This is a genomic window from Bartonella saheliensis (genome assembly GCF_902162175.1).
In genome coordinates this window covers 62,702-84,366 of sequence record NZ_LR607201.1, presented here as the reverse complement: position 1 = coordinate 84,366, position 21,665 = coordinate 62,702, and the positions used below count along the sequence as shown (strand labels likewise).

The window sequence follows — 21,665 nt, the reverse complement described above, 5'->3', positions numbered from 1 at the left end:
ATCATCATTCTTTGTCTCTGTTTCAGTGTCAGCGCTTGCTGCTTGTGACGCTTCATACATAGCCTGTCCAAGTTTCATACTGACTTCTGCTAATTTTTGCATCTTTGTTGTTACTTCTTCCGTATCACTGCTTTCAAGCGCAGATTTCAAATCAGATATTGCTGTTTCAATCTGCCCCTTTTCTTCAGCTGATACTTTATCGCCATATTCATTGAGTGACTTTTCCGTCGAATGAATAAGAGCTTCCGCTTGATTTCTAGCTTCAACACCTTCACGGCGTTTTTTATCCTCAGCGGCGTGCTCTTCTGCATCCTGTACCATTTTTTCAATATCAGCATCACTTAAACCACCTGATGCCTGAATACGAATTTGATGCTCTTTACCCGTTCCTTTATCTTTGGCTGAAACATTAACAATACCATTCGCATCAATATCAAAAGTAACTTCGATTTGCGGTACACCACGCGGTGCTGGGGGAATACCCACAAGATCAAATTGAGCCAATAACTTATTATCACTTGCCATTTCCCGTTCACCTTGAAAAACGCGAATCGTTACAGCACTCTGGTTATCATCAGCTGTTGAAAAAACTTGCGATTTTTTCGTCGGGATCGTGGTATTGCGCTCAATGAGACGTGTGAAAACGCCTCCCAATGTTTCAATCCCCAAGGATAAAGGTGTTACATCAAGCAGCAACACGTCCTTAACATCGCCTTGTAAAACGCCCCCTTGGATGGCAGCACCCATTGCAACCACTTCATCGGGATTAACACCTTTGTGTGGATCTTTGCCAAAGAAGTTCTGCACGACTTGCTGAATCTTAGGCATACGTGTCATACCGCCCACTAAAACAACTTCGTCAATCTCACCAGCCTTTAATCCAGCATCTTTCAATGCAGCTTTACAAGGCTCGATGGTACGCTGTACTAAATCATCAACGAGTGATTCAAATTTTGCCCGAGTCAATTTCATTGTTAAGTGCTTGGGACCTGATTGATCAGCCGTGATAAATGGTAAATTGATTTCTGTCTGCTGTGATGAAGAAAGCTCAATCTTTGCTTTTTCTGCCGCTTCTTTTAGGCGCTGTAAAGCAAGTTTATCATTCTTTAGATCAATTCCTTGCTCTTTTTTGAATTCATCGGCAAAATAACCGACCAAGCGCATATCAAAGTCTTCACCTCCTAAGAATGTATCTCCATTAGTTGATTTAACTTCAAAAACGCCATCTCCAATTTCAAGGACTGAAATATCGAATGTACCACCACCAAGGTCGTAAACAGCAATTGTTTTTCCGTCCTTTTTGTCCAAACCATAAGCTAAAGCAGCAGCTGTTGGCTCATTAATAATCCGTAAGACTTCAAGTCCAGCAATTTTACCCGCATCTTTAGTCGCTTGACGTTGCGCATCATTAAAATAAGCAGGAACTGTAATAACTGCTTGTTCAACTTTTTCACCAAGATAAGATTCAGCTGTTTCCTTCATCTTTTGCAAAATCATCGCTGAAATTTGTGATGGAGAATATTTCTTACCCGCCTCTTCGACCCATGCATCGCCATTGTCACCTTTAACAATTTTATAAGGCACAAGTGCTTTATCTTTTTCAACCATAGGGTCATCAAAACGGCGCCCTATCAAACGTTTCACTGCAAAAACTGTCCCTTCAGGATTTGTTACTGCCTGACGTTTAGCAGGCTGTCCAACAAGCCGCTCTCCCCCATCCGTAAAGGCAACAACGGAAGGTGTTGTTCGCGCTCCTTCTGAGTTTTCGATAACCTTTGCGTTTTTGCCATCCATAACAGCCACACAAGAGTTCGTCGTCCCCAAATCAATACCAATTACTTTTGCCATATTATAATCTCCATTCAGCAAGCTACCTCAACCTTCATAAAGCATCTTTTTAAGATAGCTCCTCATAACACTTAAAGCCCGTATCCTACTTTAAGCAACATAAATAATAATAAATCGCAAGTCGCCAACAAGCCTCGCTGCCTCGTATATAAGAACAGGATTTTATTGCTACAAGAGAATAATGAGAGAAACATCTCCAAAATAAAAAAATTCTTTTAAAGTAGGCACTCTAATAATTCATAAATATCATATTTATGAAAGGGTTAAGATCATAATATATTTTTCTTTCAGTCCTCAACAAACAGATCTATCTATAAAAATAAAAAGAGTCATTTGCACACACCTCCTTGATCTCTCATCATGAATTAAGAAATATTGAACATAAAAGCTTTTAAAAACATCACTTAAAGAAAAATAACTTACAGCATAAATATTATGAACCTTCTTTAGACTAAAACAGCCATCATATCTTATGAACCTATTTTTATGAGCCTCCTTCATAGTATTAAATGATGTTTTTCCAAATGTTCATATTGATATTGTCTATTGATCCCCTTTCAATAATTTTTCTTCTAATTGTCTCATCATTCATTGTATTTGAAAGCTGTGTTTTAAAAGCTTTTTCTTAACTATATCCTTCTAAAAATCGAAAAATAATGCCTCTGTATAAATGCTTTAAAGTACTGAGAGCTGTTGTAAGACTAAAAGTTGATCAAATATATGATCTTTCTGTATTGTATCTTTATTCAGTAAAATAGTGGTGGACTGTAAATTTTTATCATTTACAAATACTTTTCTGAAATGAATACGAAAATGTTGAGAAATGTTTTATCACTGTGAATTTTACCTGTATTCCTTTAAAATCAAAGAACTCTATGGTTTCTCTTCTCATAATTTAAAGCGATTTTATTTTAGCAATTCTTTGCTTTTATTTTAAATAAAAAATCTGCTAAAATGAAAGAACATTCACAGTGTGAATCTTATGAAGGAGGGTCAATCAATGGTGATATCTATTATCAAGAAAATAACGAAACTCATCTTTAAGGATACAATATATGCACCATATCCATACAAAAAGATTATTGCAAATATCATGTGTGCTCTTCTTTTTGCGAGTATAACCTTACCAGCAAATGCTCAGCAATATAAACTTGGTGACATAGAAATTCTCAATCCTTGGGCACGCGAAACACCTAAAGGTGCAAAAGTTAGTAGCGGTTATTTTTATATTATTAATCACAGTAATACCCCAGATCGTTTAGTTTCTATTTCCGCAGACGGCGTAAAAACAACAGAAATGCACACTATGACCGTTGTTAATGATATTATGAAAATGGAAAAAATGCATAATGGCATTGAAATCCCGGGAAATGGCGAAGTCACACTTAAGCCCGGTGGTAATCATATTATGTTTATGGGACTTTCAAAACCCTTCAAGCTAGGTGATAAAGTTAGCGCAAAATTGACATTTGAGAATGCAGGAACCATTAATGTTGATTTCTCTATACACGCTATGAAAACAACCTCACCTTCCAAATCCACTCCTGCTCACTAAGCTCTTTTTATTATAATTATTATAAACACACATTTTATAAAACGAAGAAGCGTGAAATTTTCACGTTTCTTCGTTTTATTTAATGCCATAACATAAGCAAAAAACTATCCTCTTTTATGCGCTAAATAGGGTCAACTTCAGGAATACGCAAAACTTGTCCAGGATAAATTTTATCAGGAGATTTTAGCATTGGTTTATTGGCTTCAAAAATAAATGTATTTTTATCACCTTGCCCTTTTCCATAAACCTCTTCAGCAATTTTCCAAAGATTATCACCAGACTTAACCTCATAAAAACGAGAAGTTTTTCTAAACGTTGTATCTATAACTTTTAATTGTTCAACATCCACAGAAGAAATCCCTTGTGAATTGCCAACAACCAAAAGTGCTTTTTCAAGTGTTTCCCTATCTGGAACCTCACCGCTTAAAATAGCTTTACCGTCTTCAATTTGAATATTAACTTTTTCTGTATCGAGTTGAAAATGATCAAATGCGGCCTTAAAGTCTTTTTCTCTTGGTTCATGGTCCCCCATACCTAGCTTTTCCCCTACGGTTTTAATAAAATTAAAAAATCCCATTATGGCCTCCTTTCGTATAGCAGAAACAAATTTTTGTGCATATATTGCCACATTCTTGTCTTTGCTCTTAAAACACATAGGCGGATTTTCTAAACTTCAACAATCAAAACGAAACCTGTTCAATTTTGGGACAAAGATAAGAATAAACTTTGCAATAAATTTTAATAAAAAAAGCCTTTATGCAAATTTTCTCTTAAACGGAGGGATCTTAATAGACGTAGAAACATTATAAATTATGAAAGCAAAACAAGATTTTACAGGAATGACAATAGGTTTTTTACTTTGCTACAATTTGTATCATATTTGTTTTGCAAAAAAAATGTGAACTCCCATATAAATAAGTGTGGGTAATTTGCTACCGCAGCAATAGAAAGGTCTAAGAAACCATGAAAGATACACCAACAATCACGCAAACGATTGTACTTGTTGATGATGATCGCAATATTTTGACATCTCTATCTTTTGCGCTTGAGACAGAAGGATATCGGGTTGAAAGCTATACAGATGGAGCATCTGCACTCAAAGGTCTCACACTTCACCCCCCACATTTAGCTATTTTTGATATTAAAATGCCCCGAATGGATGGGATGGAGCTCTTGCGTCGTTTACGTCAAAAATCTGATCTTCCAGTTATTTTTCTAACGTCCAAAGATGACGAAATTGATGAATTATTTGGTCTTAAAATGGGAGCTGATGATTTTATTACAAAACCTTTCTCCCAACGTCTTCTCATTGAGCGCGTAAAAGCTATTTTGCGCCGTTCTAATGCTCGTAACCAACCGCTTTCTACAGGAACTGCTTCCACCTCTTCCCTCAAACGTGGAGATCTTGTGATGGATCAAGAGCGTCACACCTGTACATGGAAAGATAAACCTGTTATTTTAACTGTTACTGAGTTTTTGATTCTGCAAACCCTCGCACAAAGACCAGGCGTTGTAAAAAGTCGTGATGCTTTAATGGATGCTGCCTATAGTGACCAGGTCTACGTAGATGACCGCACCATTGATAGTCACATTAAGCGTCTGCGTAAAAAATTTAAACAAGTGGATGATGATTTTGCAATGATTGAAACACTTTATGGTGTAGGTTATCGTTTTCACGAGGTATGAAACTGCTTTGTCGCAAAAATTTGAACGGCAATCAAATCGATGACAGACAATTCTCAACTGGAAACTCTAAAAAAAATAGCCCCTAACGGTATATCCTCAGCGCCATTTCTTATGTTTTCTCATTTATACCTTCGAATACAACGTCTCTTTAGACAATTGCTTTTTTCCAGTCTCACACGCCGCATTGTTATATTAAATATTGCTGCCCTTGCCGTTCTGGTTACAGGCATTTTATACCTTAACCAATTTCGCGATGGTTTAATTGAAGCAAAAATTAAAAGCTTATGTACCCAAGGAAAAATTATTGCTGGAGCTATTGCAGCTTCTGCAACAGTAGATACAAACTCTATCCTCATTGACCCCCAAAAACTCTTAGAGTTACAGGCTGGTGAAAGCGTTACACCCGCCCCTCAATCAACCGACTCTTGGGACTTTCCCATTAACCCTGAGCAAGTAGCCCCTCTTTTACGACGTCTCATCACACCTAAAACGACAAGAGCACGTATCTATGATCGTGATGCTACTTTACTTCTTGATTCGCGGGTTCTTTATTCTAGTGGAGACGTTTTTAGCTATGATTTACCCCCCCTCAAAACAGAACAAAACATGTGGGATCGTCTTACTTCATGGTATTCAAACACATTTTATGGCAAAGGGATTGCTCTTGATAGAGAACAAACAAAAAGCCGTGGGATTGCTTATCCAGAAGTATACAGAGCATTAAACGGATCTCTTGCTACCGCCAAAAGACGTAATAGACAAGGTCAACTTATCGTTTCTGTTGCTGTTCCTGTTCAACGCTATCGCGCAGTGGTTGGCGCCCTTCTTCTTTCAACAACTGGCTCCGATATTGATAACATTGTGAAGGCCGAAAGACTGGTTATATTTAAAGTCTTTGTCGTTGTAGGCAGTGTACTCTTGGTTCTTTCTCTCTTTTTAGCCCATACGATTGCCCATCCATTAAGCAAATTATCTGCCTCTGCTAACCGAGTGCGGAATGGCAATAATCAGCGTGTAGAAATTCCTGATTTTTCAATGCGTGAAGATGAAATTGGTCATCTCTCAACCTCTATTCGTGACATGACCAATGCTCTTTATATGCGTATTGAAGCCATTGAACGCTTTGCGGCTGATGTAAGCCACGAATTAAAAAATCCCCTCACTTCTCTCCGTAGTGCTGTTGAAACCCTCCCTCTAGCTAAAAATGAAGAAGCACAAGAAAAGTTACTTGAAATTATTCAACATGATGTGCGTCGTCTTGATCGGCTGATTACAGATATTTCTGATGCCTCTAGGCTCGATGCAGAGCTGGCACGAGAAACCGCAGAGATTGTTGATATGACACCGCTTTTGGAAAGTCTTGTTCATGCCGTTCAGGAAGTATATCGCAATGCCCAAACCATCGATGTAAGCCTGAATATTACCCCACGTCCTTATGGAAAACCTTATCTTGTGTTGGGACATGAGCTCCGTTTAGGGCAAGTGATTTCCAATCTTCTTGAAAATGCACGTTCCTTTATTCCCCGTAATCGAGGGAAAATTTGCATTACTATGAAAAGTCATGCTTCAACTCTTATTTTAACCATTGAAGATAATGGCCCCGGTATTCGTTCAGAGAATATTGAACGCATTTTTGAACGTTTCTATACTGATCGACCAAATGAAGATGCTTTTGGACAAAACTCTGGACTCGGTCTTTCTATTAGTCGGCAAATCATCGAAGCCCATAATGGAACAATTACAGCCGAAAATATTATTGATCCAGCACTTGGAAAATGTAAAATTGGTGCACGTTTTATTATTATGCTTCCCCTCGTTAAATAAATCTTTTACCCAAAATATAAGGACATGAAAATAAAATGTGTGAAATACTCCACGCAAATTGCCTTCAACTGGGAGGAAGGGGGCTGTTGATTATAGGTCCATCGGGATCAGGAAAATCAACCATCACCCTTGCTTTGCTCGACCGCGCTGAGTGGTCAAAACGTGAAGCAAAACTTATCAGTGATGATTATACAATGCTGCGTGTGAAAAATGGAAAACTTCACGGATACACACCTGACGACTTACAGGGCGGTATCGAGATTCGTGGTGCTGGTCTCTACATAATAGAATTTCAAAAGCAAACAACTATCGATTGTATTATTTTTCTTGGCCCTGAATACGAACGTTTTTCCACAAATAAAACTTTTCAATTTGAAGATTTGCACATTCCTCTTTTAAAACTTCCCTCTCTTCACGAGGCCGATTGCACAGCTATTTGTCAAGCTATTGAAGCATTTTTGTTCAGAAAAATATGGCATAAACCCGTCTAATTTTTTTCCAACGATAAAAAAATCACACTTTTTGCCTTTTTTTTGCAAATTTTTCTTGGCAGCAAGACAAAGCCTTGTAAAATATCCTTCCCACCAATATGGTTGGATCTTATTAGTTAACAGGAGTTTGCGTAAATGATTGGACTCGTGCTTGTAACGCACGGTGAGCTGGCTGTCGAATTTTTACATGCCGTGGAACATGTTGTTGGAACACAAGAAAAGTTCGCAACAATATGTATTTATCCCGATGACGATATAGATCAGCGCCGAGGTGATATTATAGCCGCAGTAACCGATACAAATACAGATCATGGCGTCATCATATTAACAGATGTGTTCGGTGGGACGCCATCAAATATAGCTATTCCTGCTATTGAAAAAGGACGCGTTGAAATGATTGCGGGGGTTAATTTGCCCATGCTTATTAAATTGATTTCTATTCGCAAATGCCCTGATATCTCATTATCAGATGCGTTAAGAATAGCACAAGAAGCAGGGCGTAAATATATTAATGTACCAAGTATGATTTTATAGCGGATAATTAAACACTAATGCTTTCCAAAGACCCTCTCCCCTCTAAACTTAGTCGTCATTTTAATATCTGTAATAAACGTGGGTTGCACGCAAGAGCTTCTGCAAAATTTGTACAAACTGTTGACAATTTTAATGCCACTGTTGAAGTTGAAAAAGATGGAAAAATCGTTGGTGGAACATCAATTATGGGACTCATGATGCTAGCGGCTTCATCCGGTTGCAACCTCACTATTCGTGTTTGGGGACCAGAAGCAACAGATGCTCTTAATGCTCTTGAAAAGCTCATCAATAACAACTTTGGAGAGGAAAACTAGCCCTTTCTCACAATAAACAAGAATGACGATCCTTAGAGAATAAGAATTTTCTATCATTATCTTGAATTGTGATTTCTTCTCTCATTTTTATGCCGAGATTCATATCCACTGTAAATTATAAATATGACAGCTTATTCTAATTGTATTATGCAGATTTTTTTGTTTGCTGTCCTAACATTATTTGGCCCATTTAATAGTTATTGTATATTGTGGTTGTTATCATACCATCTTTACAGAAAAGAGAATTTTGACTTAGACTAAATATATTTGCTTTTAAGCAAAAGAAAATATCAAGATAATTTCACAAATCAGAAATTGATCAACTTTCTTTATTTTCTGCTAGCTTTGTAGCCTTTATAATACACAAGCAATTCCCGATTTCAGATCATTATGATGCATATTACGAAAATGCAGTTTTTATTTTGATCAATATCATTTTCTTACAACAAATAACCTTTGTACATTTATAATTATGGTAAGCATTTTTTAGACATTATTTTTCTATACTATTGCCTTATCTTCTGTGACATTTTTCACTTTCAATTTATCTGTTATTGCACTTTTTATCTGTTATTGCACTTGGGATAGTATCTTTTCATTATAAGGAGATAACATTATGGATCGTTTATTTAGTGCCCTTCAGATTCTTGAACAAACAACACAGCAACTTGTATCGTTGCAAAATGGCTTACCAAATGCGCAGTGGATTAATCCGCAGAATTTTCATATCACTTTATCTTTTTTCGGTGAAGTTGAAAGTGATACAGAAGACGCACTTAGGCATGCCTTTGACATAATAAAGCTCCCTCCTTTTATGCTACAAATGAAGGGTTTTGACGTTTTTGGTTCAGAAAACGCTCCACATTCTCTTGTTGTCCGCATTGAACCTTGTGAAGCTCTCAATCTTTTACACGAAAAGATGCAATGTATTCGTAGCCACTTGAGACTAGAGCCTGATAAAAAAGAATTTACACCGCATATTACTATTGCGCGACTGCTCGATATTAAGCCTGAAGACCTTCCTCCTTATCTGTCCTCTCGGAGTGATTTTTCATTTCCTCCCTTTGATGTTGATCATTTTGTTTTATTTTCATCGCCATCTCCCTCAAGCGATGCTCCATATATTGTAAAAGGAAGTTGGCCACTTCAAAGATAAAAGGGTGTTTGTAACACCCTTTAAAACTCTTTGAGAAAAGACCTCATATAGGCGAAATTACAGGGAATGCTGCATTTTACACTGGAAACTTGTACTGATATGTTTTAAGCCGAATCAGTTTCAACAGAAGCTTCTTTTGTTCCTCCTTTGGCCACACCCACTATCGCTGGACGTAAAACCCTTTCTCCAATAATATAACCAGCCTGAACCACTTGTTGAACAGTGTTATCGGGAACATCGGCATTAGGAATTTCAAACATCGCTTGATGAAAATGAGGATCAAATTTTTGTCCCTCTGGATGAATTTTCTGCACCCCATGACGTTCTAATGCTGCCATCATGGCACGTTCAGTCATTTCAACACCTTCTGCTAATGATTTCAAACCAGAATCACTCTCTCGTGAACCTTCTGGAATCGCTTCCAAAGCGCGATTGAGATTGTCAGAAACAGATAACATATCTCGTGCAAAATTAGCAATGGAATAAGCCTTCGCATCTGCTACATCACGCGCAGTACGGCGTCGAAGATTTTCCATATCCGCAGCAAGACGTAAAAGCTGATCTTTCAACTCTTTGTTTTCATCCTGTAAAGACGCTAAAGGATCAACCTCATTACTTTCTTCTTCAACGCCTCCGTGTGCTTCTGTTTTATGCGTTTTTAAAAATTCATCCGCTGCTTGTTTAAGTGCATTACGATCAGCTGGATTTTTTAAATCACGATTTTCAAATGAAGCATCAGTAAACTTGTTTTTTTCATCAGACATAAAAATTCTATTCCTTCATACGATTTGTTATTCTCGATATCGAAATTTTACAGACAAAAATCAAGGGGTATTAATGTATATTAATACAATGAGCTTCTATAGTACAAATACTTAACCACATCGTTTAACGCAATAACTGTGACACAAGTTGGGCTGTATAATCAACCATGGGCACAATCCTTGCATAATTAAGCCGTGTAGGACCAATAACACCTAAAGCACCAATGACTCTTTGTTGTGAATCACGATACGGTGCTACGACTAAAGAAGAACCAGAAAGTGAAAATAATTTATTTTCTGAACCAATAAAAATTCGAACTCCTGACCCTTCATCCGTTAAATCGAGAAGCTGAGCCATACTTTCACGTGTTTCAAGATCATCAAACAAATGGCGTAACCGTTCTAAATCTTCTTCTGCTTTCACATCTTCAAGCAAATTACTCCGTCCACGAACAATGAGGTGTATTTTATGATCAGCACCTTCCCCCCCCCAAAGAGCTAATCCCGTTTCAACAAGATGATGTGATAAATCATCAAGTGCAGCCCGTGTTTCTGCACATAAGCAAGCTATTTCCCCTTTAGCTTCACTCAATGTGCGCCCTTGAATATGGGCATTAAGAAAATTTGTTGCTTCTGTCAATTGTGCATGGGTAACCCCTTCTGGCAAATGAACAATACGATTTTCAACCTCACCTTGTTGAGTCACTAAAACAGCAAGAGCATGCTCTCTATCAAGGCGCACAAACTCAATATGTTTTAATGTTCCTTCTTGTTTTGTTGCGAGAACAAGCCCTGCTCCACGGGAGAGATCTGAAAGAACTCGGCTTGCTTGAACAAGAAAATGCTCAACCGATTGTGCATGACCCGCTTCTTTGACTTGCATTTCAATATTTTCTCGCTCTTCGTTTGGCAAATCACCCGCTTCCATAAATGCATCAACAAAAAAGCGTAAACCCGATTGGGTTGGCATTCGCCCTGCCGAAACATGCGGTGCATAAATCAAACCGAGATGTTCAAGATCACTCATTACATTGCGAATCGTCGCAGGTGATAAGGTCTGTTGCAAAAGTCGCGAAAGATTGCGTGACCCTACCGGTTCACCATCATTAAGATAGGCTTCAACAATATGGCGGAAAATATCACGCGAACGCTCATCAAGATATTTTAGCTCATTATCAATAGGCTTGTGCTTCATCACAATTATTTCACTACTTAAAAAAACACTCTTCTCTTATATAAGTTTTGCCAATGTTTGGTCAAATAATCTAAAGTAGTATCAAAATATATTATCCTATTGAGCCATAAAACACCATCTTTTAGAGTGATGGTATAAGCATAATAAATTATGCATGAGGTGTTTTTTATTAGAGTGGGTGATTGGATATTTAAGACAGTAATTCGTCTCTTTAGGAGCTTACGAAGAGGAGCTTGTTTATTTATAAACCACTGGGAGTAGAAAATTAGATTTTTATCATGAAAAGACTTTCATTAAAAAATCGTCTCTCATGTCTTTTTAATCGTTGTCTTCACAAAATACGAAAAATTTTATTTGAATAAAATATCATAAAACGTGTAAAATAACTCTGTTATGTAAAATCAAGCAGAATGATACATAAGCATTTAAGCTGGTTCCTAGCACAAAAATAGTTTCCCTTTCATTTTTGGAGAAATCTATATGAGAAGTATAGCGGATAAAAGACTTGTCATTGCGACACATAACACCGGCAAATTACATGAAATTACCACTTTGGTTGAACCTTTCGGTTTAATAATACAATCAGCAAAAGAGCTTGGCTTGCCAGAACCAAAAGAAACAGGAACAACATTTGAAGAAAATGCTTACATTAAAGCTTTTGCAGCAGCAAAAAAAACAGGACTTCCTGCTCTCTCTGATGATTCAGGCTTAGAAGTCGATGCATTGGATGGTGCACCAGGCGTTTATACAGCTGATTGGGCGATTCAAGATGACGGTACACGTGATTTTCCAAAAGCGATGCAAAAAATAGAAGATGAACTTCAAAAAGTCGGAGCGCGAGAAAAAAGCCAACGAAAATGCCGTTTTATATCTGTCATTTGTATCGCTTGGCCAGATACTCATGCAGATTATTTCCGCGGATACGTTGAAGGAACATTCATTTGGCCTCCACGAGGAGATAAAGGCTTTGGCTTTGATCCTATTTTTTTACCAGATGGATATGAAAATACCTTTGGAGAAATGTCAACAGAGCAAAAACACAGCTGGAAATACAATGACATTCAACCTCTTTCACATCGCGCACGGGCTTTTAAACTTTTGGCAGAAAACCTTCTGGCATTCTCATGAATGAACCTTTTGGCATTTATATTCATTGGCCTTTTTGTGCTGCTAAGTGTCCCTATTGTGACTTTAATTCACATGTTCGTGTTCATGGTGTTGATCAGCCGCGTTTTGTCACCGCCTTTGAGCGCGAAATAGAAACGCAATATCATAAAATAGGTCCACGCCATATTACGAGTATTTTTATTGGTGGGGGTACCCCCTCTCTTATGGAGCCGCAAACTGTTGATGCCCTCTTGCAAGCACTTGCAAAAAAGTGGATACTTGATGATAAAGTTGAAATTACATTAGAAGCTAATCCATCCAGTGTGGAAGCAGAACGTTTTCGCGGATATCGCGCTGCAGGTGTTAATCGCTTATCTCTAGGAATACAAGCACTCAATGATAAAGCATTGCGCAAACTTGGCCGACTCCATAATGTAGAACAAGCTCTTTATGCCATTGATTTAGCACGGCAAATTTTTCCACGCTTATCCTTTGATCTTATTTATGCTCGCCCCGAACAAACCCTTGAACAATGGAAATCTGAACTTGTACAAGCCATTGATTTGGCAGCAGACCATCTTTCTCTGTATCAATTGACAATCGAAGAAGGAACCGCCTTTAAACGACTTCATGATGCAGGAAGGCTCATCCTTCCCCCATCAGAGCTTGCAGCAGATCTGTATCATCTTACCCAAGAAATAACAGCTTTATATGGACTTCCCGCCTATGAAATCTCAAACCATGCCATGCCTGGTGCTGAATCAGCACACAACCTTCTTTATTGGCGTTATCACCAATATGCAGGCTTTGGTCCAGGAGCGCACGGTCGTTTTATTGAAAACATATCAAATCATTCTTCCACCTTTTCAAAAACATCTTTATCACACCTTGAAAACCATGAACGTTATGTCACTATCAATGAAAAGAATCCCGAACAATGGCTTGAATTAGTCGAAAAAACAGGGCATGGCTGTATTGAAACAGAACGATTAACTCTTCAGCAACAGGCAAATGAAATGCTCCTTATGGGGTTACGCCTTTGTGAAGGCTTGGAACTTACACGTTATGAAACTTTAAGCCCAAAACGCATCCCAATGGAAAAACTGATTGATTTACAACAACAAGAATTGGTCGAAATGGTGAATAACCAACGCTTAAAAGCAACAACCAAAGGACGTATTGTTCTTGATTACATCATCAGCCAACTTGCAAACTAAAGTTTTTATAGCGACATATTGCTTTTAATGATCATAATGATTTTTCATAGCAAAAATGAAACTCAAGTATCGTAAGATCTTTTCATTTCAAAACTATTTATAATACATTAATGATAACCCTTCACTTACCTCTTAAAGGCAAGGGAATTTTTGGATAAAAATGACTTTTATAAACACTTTCAAATGCTAAAAATTATCGTCATATTTTGAGCTAGAAAGTATATGATGGTCTGATTTTCTTTTTTTAGAAGCGATAAAGGTGATGATTCACAAAACTAACGGCTTTACGAGCAAAAATTCCAGCCTTAAAACTGCACACCACGTATTCTAAAACAGCTTGATATATTAACACCTCAAATGACAATGCTGTATGGGAACAAAAGGGTTCTATGCAAAATAAGATAAAGATATCATTGAACCGAACAATTATTTCTTTAGACAAAAAAATCAACAATAAAACGCTCATAAATAACTGTGAGCGTTTCCACTGCATCAAGGGCAACACATTCATCTACCATATGCATCGTTTTCCCTGGTAAACCAAATTCAATCACGGGGCAATAATCCTTAATAAATCGCGCATCTGAAGTTCCCCCAGACGTAGAGCATTCAGGCACACTCCCTGTTACACTTTTAATAGCATTGGATAAAATTTGAATAAGTTTATCATTTTTGGTCAAAAAAACATCCCCTAAACTCGGAATCCATTCAAGCTGATAAGAAGGATATTGACCACTATTATTTTTTGATTGCACCAAAGCAAGACGCTTTTCAATTTCCCCCATCAAGGTTTCTTTTGTCCAAAGATCATTGTAGCGTATATTAAAACGAATCGTTGTCTGCGCTGGAATAATATTGACTGCCAAATTACCGGTATCGATGGTTGTTAGTTCTAAATTACTGGGTTGAAAATTCTCTGTCCCTTGATCTAAAGCCGTTTGTGTTAATGCTTGAATAAGCTTACTTGCCAAAGGCAAAGGATTGGCAGCCCGTTCTGGAAAAGCAACATGACCTTGGCGACCTTTCACGGTAATGACCCCAGAAATTGATCCGCGGCGACCAATTTTAATAACATCACCAACAGCTTTTACGCTTGTTGGTTCCCCCACAAGAGCAGCAGTCCATTTTTCGCCTTTTTTTTCTGCCCATTGAAGAAGTTTTACCGTACCATTAACAGCAGGCCCCTCTTCATCCCCAGTAATCAAAAGGCTTATTGTTCCTTTAATGGATTGTTTCTCAAGAACGCGCGCGAGAGCCGCAATAAAACAAGCGATACCACCTTTCATATCAACAGCACCCCGCCCATATAATTTCCCCTGATCTATAACAGCTTCAAAAGGTGGATAAGTCCAATCTTCTAATGCACCTGGCGGTACAACATCTGTATGACCTGCAAACATAAGATGGGGGCCTTCGCTTCCCATTTTTGCATAAAGATTTTCAACATTATCTGTATTTTTATCTGTAAAAATAGGGCGCTCAACATGAAATCCTATTTTTCTCAAAAATTGTTCCAACGTTGATAAAGCCCCTGCTTCATGAGGTGTAACAGAAGGACAACGAATCAGTTCCTGTAATAGCTGAAGTGGATCTGTAAGAACCGACATAAAAACCCCTTCCCATTTGTTATAAGTCATCGGAACTTAAGGGTATTACGCTGAATAGCAAAAAAGATAAAGTAAAAACATTGAAGACACTCAGCAAACCAAGCAGGGGAGGACAATCGTGCTGAGAGCTTCAATGGCTTCCTCATCATGCATGACGAAGCACACACACAACGAAACACTCAACAAAAAGTTCCGTTAAATATTGCTCTCATTTGCACGTTTTTTACGCCTATAATTTATATGAATCAAAATTAATAGCGTGTAGTCTATGAGCATTTTCTTTCAACCAAGCACGATACGTTTTACTATCAGGACAAAGTTTCTCACAAAGAGCCCAAAATCTTGGTCCGTGATTCATTTCAACAAGATGAGCAACTTCATGAGCAACAACATACTCAACAACTTCTTTTGGAGCCATAATAAGGCGCCAAGAAAAAGAAAGGCGCTTATCGATGGAACAAGATCCCCAACGACTTCTCGTGTCTTTATAGCAAATGGATTTGACTTTCCGCTCTACCTGATGAGCATAATGTGCCACCAAAGGTGTTATAATAAGTGCTGCTTGTTTTTTTAAAACATCAGCAATGCGTCTTGGAAGATATTCTAATTGACCATAAACAATAATTTTAGGCCCTTGCTCTGCATCTGTTGTAACAATTTTTGTTATTCCACGTCCTTGCTCATGCTTTATGGTATGAGAAACACCCAAGAAAGGAATTGTTGCTCCCTCTTTGAGATAGGTATTTTCATGAGAAATTTGTATACGCGTAAGGCGCGTCTCAATCCAAGACCGATGTTTTTCAATAAAACTTTCAATCGCATAGAGATTTATCGCTGGTGGTGTTGTTACACAAATCTCCTGGTTTCTGGCATCAATACGTAAGGTAAAACGGCGTGCATATTTATTTTCCCGCACACGTACAGGAATAACGTGATCAGAAAAAATAAAATGCTTTTCAGAAATGCTCATATATTTATCTTCATCATCAATAAATAGTCCCCCTTATTTTGCATTAATCTGATTAATCAAAGATTTCAAAGCTGTTTCTAGACAATCTAAATCCTGTGGACGAGAAAAACGGTGATCCGCATCACGCACAAGTGTTAATGTTACGTCATGAAGAGGTAAATGATCAAGTAAAGTCAATGTATGCTGATAGGGTATCTTGTCGTCTTCCATCCCTTGTAAAATATGAACTGGACAGCCAACATCAATACATCCTTTCATGACACAATTTTCGCGTCCATCTTCAATCAATTTTTTTGTAAAGGGCATCGGCTCCTCATCACCAACAGCAGGGCGTTCAATATAGCCTTTTTCTTCCAAAATTTTCCATTCTTCAGGGCCTAATTCTGGTTCCACCAAAGTTTGTGTAAAATCAGGCGCTGGAGCAATTAATATCATACCAGCAAGCTTCTTATTTTTCTGTGCTAACATCATAGAAAGCCTTAAAGCAATCCATCCCCCCATAGAGGAAGCAATCAAAATTTGCGGCCCCTCACAATAAGTTTCAAAAGTTGCTAAACTTTCGCTCACCCAACGTGAAATCGTTCCCTGAAAAAAATCTCCTTCAGATTCCCCATGACCAGAGTAATCAAAACGTAAACAAGACAAATCATGCTTTTGAGCGAACTGATCAATCAACATCGCCTTACTTCCCAACATATCGGATTGATAGCCATGAAGCCAAACCAAACCTGGAGATTGACGCCCTTTGCGATGACGCACTGCAAGAGCAGTGTCTTCAAATGAAAAAAACTGGCAAGGAATATTTTGATTCATGATTTTTTTTCCTCCATAAAACAACTTCTTTAAATCAAAAGCAAAACTTTTATAATCTAAATTCTTAAAAAAAGTAACAAATCAAATAATGAAAAATACACGAATTATAGTTGTTTTTATGTACATAATTGTATATTAAATAACCGTAGTTGAATCAAAATTAAGGAGCATAAACCATTCGTAGACCGTTTAAAATGACACCTACCCAAAAAGACGGGCCGCGTTCAAATCATGACATTCGGGTGCCTCATGTTCAGCTTATCAATGATGAGGGACAACATCAAGGAGTTGTTGCGATACAAGAAGCTCTTGCTATGGCCGCAGAAGCCGGGCTTGATTTGGTTGAAATTGTACCAAATGCGGAACCACCCGTATGTAAAATCATCGATTTGGGCAAACTAAAATATCAAACTCAAAAAAAAGCTGCTGAAACACGTAGAAAACAAAAAGTCATTGAAATCAAAGAGATTAAAATGCGCCCGAATGTTGATGTCCATGATTATGGAGTCAAGCTTAGGGCTGTTCATCGTTTTATTGACCATGGCGATAAAGTAAAGATTACTTTGCGTTTTCGTGGTCGTGAGATGGCTCACCAGGATCTGGGATTAAAGCTTCTTCAGCGTGTAAAGGAAGATACAAGCGGTATTGCCAAGATTGAACTGGAGCCAAAGCTTGAAGGGCGGCAAATAATGATGGTGATAGCACCTAAATAGTTTTTCGTTGAAATAATGTCTGTGCGCAGCTTATAAAGATAAGCGAGCGGATATTCGTTAGAAGCACTACGTAGAGTTTCGTGGTGCTTTTAAGGTTTTATAAATCTATATAGATCCTTTGAAGAATTTAATAATGCTTTCTCGATTTATAAGAAGAATGCGTTATTTTGCGTATTAAATGAGAGAGCACAAACATCGTAAGATCTTCTTCATTTTGAGCTCTCTTATTCGTGGAGTCCAGCAAAAAATCATTTGCTTGAACATCACAAACAGAGATAATACATAAAATATTAAAAAGTAGAAATGTCTTTTGTGAACCATTTCAAATGCCAAAGCCTATAGCAATATGGAAAAGGGTAAAGGAATGAGGATCTTAATTTGAACTTTCATAATCGTAAAGATAATGGTGCCCATTAACGATTATTCTCATCTGTTATTTGTAATAGCAACATACTGATTTATAAAAATAATTCATTGTTTTGCATGTTGAATAAAAGTCTCAAAGATCGTAGGATTTTTTCATTTCAAATCTGTTTCATGTTGAGTCAATCAAAATCTCTTGCTTTGCACATCGCAAATGGAGAAGCATGCGTGAATAAAAACTGTATAAGAAAAGAGTAAAAATGTCTCTTATGGAGAATTTCGAGTGCCAAGGATTGTCGCAACACCCACAAGCTTGAAAAGTGTGTGATGGTGCTCGCTTATTCCTTCATAAGCTTAAAAGATGGGAGGCTCAATAACAACACTTTACCAAACAGTATTCAATAAACCAGTGGACAACCTGTGTTTGCTTTTTTAAATAAAAGATCATCTGCTCAGTACAAATTCCCTCTTATTATCCACTCTATTGTCAGCATTCTCAGCAACTTTAGCCACTATCTCTTTTAAAGAGAAATTGTTTTGTTTGTTTAATACTAAAGCCTTTGAAATTTTTTTATTCCTTTAATCTAACCTTCTGAAGGCAATAGGATAAAGCGGATATGCAAAATTATAGAATGAAAATGATGTATTTATAAATGCTCAAAGCATAAAAAATTTCTTGCGCGATATTTTACATGGAGCGGAGTAGAATAACATATTAATTAATAATGATAATTTATATTTTTTCTCTTCTAATAAGAGAAACAAATATGATATCACTTCAAATCTTTTCAATATGAAATCACACAAAAATATTCGCTTGTGCGTCATAAGTGATGGTATCATATGCGTAGAAAGAAGCCATAATTCTCTTATGAACTTTTTCAAGTGTCTAGGTGAGAGTTGCAATATGGGAATGCCAATAGAATAGTAGTATCAGCTTATATCTTATATAAATGAAATAGTGTTGCACAAACCATTTATGGGAGGATTTTACATTATACGAGGCATTCTCACATGAAAGAGTATGACACGTATTAAAAGAAAAAGGCTCTTTTTGTAAAAAAGATTAAGGAGCTTTTGAATTAAGGGCGCTTCAATCTTGCATAAAATAACAAGAAAATATAGAAGCACTTCATGGCCAAAAAACAACTTTCCTCTTTTGACAAACATCTTATTATTCGCCTTTTGCGAGAAAATTTTCATAAACATGCGCGTTGGTATAGTGCGGCTATTATCTCAATGATCATTATTTCCTGCACAACGGCAACCAGTGCATGGATTATGCGTGATGTTGTTAATTATATTGTTGATGCGCAAAATTTTGCTATGATCGTTTTGATTTCTAGCTTTATTGCCTTTATCTTTATTCTTAAAGGGATTGCAACTTTTGCCCAAACTTACTTTTTAAGCAAAGCGGGCAACAGTATCATTGCTGAACAACAGCGCAAAATTTATGCGCGCCTTATGGAACAAGGTGTCTCTTTTTATCATAATAACACGTCATCTGATCTGCTTGTTCGCGTGACCCATAATGCGACAGCTGTGCGTAATATCATTGATACGATTATCACAACTTTTGTGCGTGATTTGCTTTCCGTTAGTGGTTTGTTGCTTGTCATGTTCATTCAAAACTTTGTGTTAATCTCCATTACTTTAATCGTAGGACCACTGGCTTTTTTCGGTGTTCGAATGGCTTTAAAACGCGTTCGCCGCCTTATGGAAAAAGAACTTCTTTCACTTGGTGAAATTATCAAAATTGTACAGGAAACAGCTGTTGGCATTCGAGTTATTAAGGCTTTTTCACTAGAAGAAGTCATGAAAAAAAGGATGGACAAAGCCATTTGTGATGTTGAAAAACAAACAAACAATATTGCAACACTTGAAGCGATTACCAATCCGATTATGGAAACACTCACAGGTGTCGCCATTGCCGGTATTATCTGTTTTTCTGGATACCTTGCAACCCAACGCGCAGGTGTTCAAGGTGAGTTTATGTCCTTTATTGTTGCTTTACTTTTAGCTTATGAACCCGCAAAAAGACTAGCAAATGTCCGTGTCAAAATTGAATCTGGCTTGGTCAATATCCGTACGATGTTTGAAATACTTGATCGTCCCCTTACTGTTACAGAACATAAAAAAGCTAAAGATCTAAATAAAACGCAAGGAGCTATTCGTTTCGAACATGTTTCTTTTGCATATACTGATAACAAAATGGTATTAAAAGATATCAATCTAGAAATAGAAGCCGGAAAAATGACCGCATTGGTAGGACCATCCGGCTCAGGAAAGTCAACACTTATCAATCTTATTATGCGCCTCTATGACCCCACAAAAGGACGCATATTGATTAATGATCACGATATCCGCTACGCAACATTTCGTTCTCTGAGAAATCTGATGGCCTATGTAGGGCAAGATACTTTTCTCTTTCAAGGGACCGTGAAATATAATATTGGACTTGGAAAAGAAGGTGCTCGTGATGACGAAATTATCGCAGCAGCAAAAGCAGCAAATGCTCATGATTTTATTATGAATTTGCCAAATGGTTATGATACACAAATAGGCGATAATGGCTGTAATCTTTCAGGGGGGCAAAAACAACGACTCGCTATTGCTAGAGCCATGATTCACGATAGTGAAATTCTCATTCTTGATGAGGCAACAAGTGCGCTCGATTCACACACCGAAGCACAAATTAATGAAGCCATTCATCATCTTACCAAAGGGCGTACAACGATCATTATTGCTCATCGTCTTTCAACGATTGCTCGTGCTCATAAAATTGTGGTCATACAAAATGGACAACTGATTGAACAAGGAACTCAGAAAGAATTACTCGCAAAAGAACATGGATTTTATAAAAAACTTCATAATATCCAGTTCAAAAAACACACGCCCTAATTTCTAGGTGTTAAAAGAGATTTAAAGTAAAAAATGGATAGAAGCTAACGTGCCACTTGTAAAAACAGAATTACCAAGGGAAAATATTATTTCAATTAAAAATTGGCAAAAAATTTATGGTTTATTGAAAATAAGCTTCTTGGATTTAGATAAAAACCTTTCCTTTTATTTTGTTGAATGCCATTAAGTTTTAATCATACAATGAGAATAAAAACCTTCTTCTCTTTTTAAGAAAAGTTGCAAATTCACTGACTTGTTTTAAAGAGGCGTTTCTCAATATTCTTCCAAACTTATTTCGCGACAATATCCGTGAATTTTATAACGATAAATCCATTGAGCACCTCCATCTTTACGCTTATGAAGGAGCAAGTCAGCACCATTCATACTATTTTATCAGCTCGTGGGTATTGCGAGACATGCCTTAGTTCTCGAGATGATTCATAAGAGGTATTTTGAGGCATCTCTTAATGTTTTTACCACGCAGACTTCTTCACTTGTAATACAAGAAAATGCTTTTGATTGCTTTAATATGAGAACGATTTGAAATAAGAGCAGCTTACAGCATTCAAAGTTCTAACTCAAGGTAAATAAAGACGAATTAACTTTA

General features: G+C 37.3%; 18 protein-coding genes. 11 read left to right on the top strand and 7 right to left on the bottom strand.

The window, feature by feature from the left end; all coding sequences use genetic code 11:
- Nucleotides 1-1,848: molecular chaperone DnaK (dnaK, locus tag FS875_RS04020; protein WP_144753371.1), on the bottom strand; the 1,848-nt coding region annotated here is incomplete at its 3' end.
- Between the two features lie 1,000 nt (nucleotides 1,849-2,848).
- Between dnaK and FS875_RS04015 the strand changes: the two genes are divergently transcribed.
- The gene (locus FS875_RS04015; RefSeq protein ID WP_144753368.1) at nucleotides 2,849-3,403 is read left to right on the top strand and encodes a copper chaperone PCu(A)C; all 555 of its coding nucleotides are present in this window, start codon (nucleotides 2,849-2,851) and stop codon (nucleotides 3,401-3,403) included.
- A gap of 121 nt (nucleotides 3,404-3,524) precedes the next feature.
- On the opposite strand, the gene lysM is transcribed toward FS875_RS04015, so the two are convergent.
- Nucleotides 3,525-3,980: a peptidoglycan-binding protein LysM gene (gene lysM / locus FS875_RS04010; protein ID WP_144753365.1), complete on the bottom strand. Its 456-nt coding sequence runs from the start codon at nucleotides 3,978-3,980 to the stop codon at nucleotides 3,525-3,527.
- Nucleotides 3,981-4,366: 386 nt separating this feature from the next.
- On the opposite strand from lysM, the gene FS875_RS04005 reads away from it, so the two are divergent.
- From FS875_RS04005 to thpR, 6 genes are all read left to right on the top strand, one after another.
- Nucleotides 4,367-5,089: a response regulator transcription factor gene (locus tag FS875_RS04005; RefSeq protein WP_039759370.1), complete on the top strand. Its 723-nt coding sequence runs from the start codon at nucleotides 4,367-4,369 to the stop codon at nucleotides 5,087-5,089.
- Between the two features lie 39 nt (nucleotides 5,090-5,128).
- Nucleotides 5,129-6,913 carry a sensor histidine kinase gene (locus FS875_RS04000; RefSeq protein WP_144753362.1) on the top strand — a complete coding sequence of 595 codons (1,785 nt, stop codon included), beginning with the start codon at nucleotides 5,129-5,131 and terminating at the stop codon, nucleotides 6,911-6,913.
- Between the two features lie 35 nt (nucleotides 6,914-6,948).
- Nucleotides 6,949-7,404 carry an HPr kinase/phosphatase C-terminal domain-containing protein gene (locus FS875_RS03995; protein WP_144753359.1) on the top strand — a complete coding sequence of 152 codons (456 nt, stop codon included), beginning with the start codon at nucleotides 6,949-6,951 and terminating at the stop codon, nucleotides 7,402-7,404.
- Between the two features lie 135 nt (nucleotides 7,405-7,539).
- Nucleotides 7,540-7,938 carry a PTS sugar transporter subunit IIA gene (locus FS875_RS03990; protein ID WP_144753356.1) on the top strand — a complete coding sequence of 133 codons (399 nt, stop codon included), beginning with the start codon at nucleotides 7,540-7,542 and terminating at the stop codon, nucleotides 7,936-7,938.
- Between the two features lie 17 nt (nucleotides 7,939-7,955).
- A complete protein-coding gene (locus tag FS875_RS03985) occupies nucleotides 7,956-8,252 on the top strand; it encodes an HPr family phosphocarrier protein (RefSeq protein ID WP_120121574.1) in 297 nt (98 codons plus the stop codon).
- A 616-nt stretch (nucleotides 8,253-8,868) separates the two neighbouring features.
- A complete protein-coding gene (gene thpR, locus FS875_RS03980) occupies nucleotides 8,869-9,408 on the top strand; it encodes an RNA 2',3'-cyclic phosphodiesterase (protein WP_144753353.1) in 540 nt (179 codons plus the stop codon).
- Between the two features lie 104 nt (nucleotides 9,409-9,512).
- On the opposite strand, the gene grpE is transcribed toward thpR, so the two are convergent.
- Nucleotides 9,513-10,172, bottom strand: a complete 660-nt coding sequence (grpE, locus tag FS875_RS03975) for a nucleotide exchange factor GrpE (RefSeq protein ID WP_144753350.1) — start codon at nucleotides 10,170-10,172, stop codon at nucleotides 9,513-9,515.
- A gap of 124 nt (nucleotides 10,173-10,296) precedes the next feature.
- Entirely contained in the window at nucleotides 10,297-11,367 is a 1,071-nt protein-coding gene (gene hrcA / locus FS875_RS03970) for a heat-inducible transcriptional repressor HrcA (protein WP_120121571.1), read from the bottom strand.
- Nucleotides 11,368-11,847: 480 nt separating this feature from the next.
- Between hrcA and rdgB the strand changes: the two genes are divergently transcribed.
- Entirely contained in the window at nucleotides 11,848-12,495 is a 648-nt protein-coding gene (rdgB, locus tag FS875_RS03965; protein ID WP_144753347.1) for an RdgB/HAM1 family non-canonical purine NTP pyrophosphatase, read from the top strand.
- Entirely contained in the window at nucleotides 12,492-13,691 is a 1,200-nt protein-coding gene (gene hemW / locus FS875_RS03960) for a radical SAM family heme chaperone HemW (RefSeq protein ID WP_144753344.1), read from the top strand. Before rdgB ends, hemW begins: the two co-directional genes overlap by 4 nt.
- Before the next feature lie 434 nt (nucleotides 13,692-14,125).
- Here hemW and dapE read toward each other — a convergent pair whose 3' ends face one another.
- From dapE to FS875_RS03945, 3 genes are all read right to left on the bottom strand, one after another.
- Entirely contained in the window at nucleotides 14,126-15,298 is a 1,173-nt protein-coding gene (gene dapE, locus FS875_RS03955; RefSeq protein ID WP_144753341.1) for a succinyl-diaminopimelate desuccinylase, read from the bottom strand.
- Nucleotides 15,299-15,527: 229 nt separating this feature from the next.
- The gene (locus tag FS875_RS03950) at nucleotides 15,528-16,268 is read right to left on the bottom strand and encodes a M48 family metallopeptidase (RefSeq protein ID WP_144753339.1); all 741 of its coding nucleotides are present in this window, start codon (nucleotides 16,266-16,268) and stop codon (nucleotides 15,528-15,530) included.
- 33 nt (nucleotides 16,269-16,301) lie between these two features.
- Nucleotides 16,302-17,081 (bottom strand): alpha/beta hydrolase, encoded by a 780-nt coding sequence (locus tag FS875_RS03945; protein ID WP_144753336.1) that lies wholly within the window; start codon nucleotides 17,079-17,081, stop codon nucleotides 16,302-16,304.
- 194 nt (nucleotides 17,082-17,275) lie between these two features.
- On the opposite strand from FS875_RS03945, the gene infC reads away from it, so the two are divergent.
- Together infC and FS875_RS03935 are read left to right on the top strand one after the other, a co-directional pair.
- Complete coding sequence (infC, locus tag FS875_RS03940; RefSeq protein ID WP_144753333.1) at nucleotides 17,276-17,794, top strand: translation initiation factor IF-3; 519 nt, start codon at nucleotides 17,276-17,278, stop codon at nucleotides 17,792-17,794.
- Nucleotides 17,795-19,291: 1,497 nt separating this feature from the next.
- Nucleotides 19,292-21,058 carry an ABC transporter ATP-binding protein gene (locus FS875_RS03935; RefSeq protein WP_144753330.1) on the top strand — a complete coding sequence of 589 codons (1,767 nt, stop codon included), beginning with the start codon at nucleotides 19,292-19,294 and terminating at the stop codon, nucleotides 21,056-21,058.
- The last annotated feature ends 607 nt before the right edge of the window (nucleotides 21,059-21,665 follow it).

Coding starts and splice junctions, on each gene's coding strand:
- rdgB (WP_144753347.1), top strand. CDS start 11,848: ATGAGAAGTATAGCGGATAAAAGACTTGTCATTGCGACACATAACACC.
- dapE (WP_144753341.1), bottom strand. CDS start 15,298: ATGTCGGTTCTTACAGATCCACTTCAGCTATTACAGGAACTGATTCGT.
- FS875_RS03995 (WP_144753359.1), top strand. CDS start 6,949: ATGTGTGAAATACTCCACGCAAATTGCCTTCAACTGGGAGGAAGGGGG.
- FS875_RS04005 (WP_039759370.1), top strand. CDS start 4,367: ATGAAAGATACACCAACAATCACGCAAACGATTGTACTTGTTGATGAT.
- grpE (WP_144753350.1), bottom strand. CDS start 10,172: ATGTCTGATGAAAAAAACAAGTTTACTGATGCTTCATTTGAAAATCGT.
- thpR (WP_144753353.1), top strand. CDS start 8,869: ATGGATCGTTTATTTAGTGCCCTTCAGATTCTTGAACAAACAACACAG.
- FS875_RS03985 (WP_120121574.1), top strand. CDS start 7,956: ATGCTTTCCAAAGACCCTCTCCCCTCTAAACTTAGTCGTCATTTTAAT.
- FS875_RS03945 (WP_144753336.1), bottom strand. CDS start 17,081: ATGAATCAAAATATTCCTTGCCAGTTTTTTTCATTTGAAGACACTGCT.
- infC (WP_144753333.1), top strand. CDS start 17,276: ATGACACCTACCCAAAAAGACGGGCCGCGTTCAAATCATGACATTCGG.
- hrcA (WP_120121571.1), bottom strand. CDS start 11,367: ATGAAGCACAAGCCTATTGATAATGAGCTAAAATATCTTGATGAGCGT.
- FS875_RS03950 (WP_144753339.1), bottom strand. CDS start 16,268: ATGAGCATTTCTGAAAAGCATTTTATTTTTTCTGATCACGTTATTCCT.
- FS875_RS03990 (WP_144753356.1), top strand. CDS start 7,540: ATGATTGGACTCGTGCTTGTAACGCACGGTGAGCTGGCTGTCGAATTT.
- hemW (WP_144753344.1), top strand. CDS start 12,492: ATGAATGAACCTTTTGGCATTTATATTCATTGGCCTTTTTGTGCTGCT.
- FS875_RS04000 (WP_144753362.1), top strand. CDS start 5,129: ATGACAGACAATTCTCAACTGGAAACTCTAAAAAAAATAGCCCCTAAC.
- FS875_RS03935 (WP_144753330.1), top strand. CDS start 19,292: ATGGCCAAAAAACAACTTTCCTCTTTTGACAAACATCTTATTATTCGC.
- lysM (WP_144753365.1), bottom strand. CDS start 3,980: ATGGGATTTTTTAATTTTATTAAAACCGTAGGGGAAAAGCTAGGTATG.
- FS875_RS04015 (WP_144753368.1), top strand. CDS start 2,849: ATGGTGATATCTATTATCAAGAAAATAACGAAACTCATCTTTAAGGAT.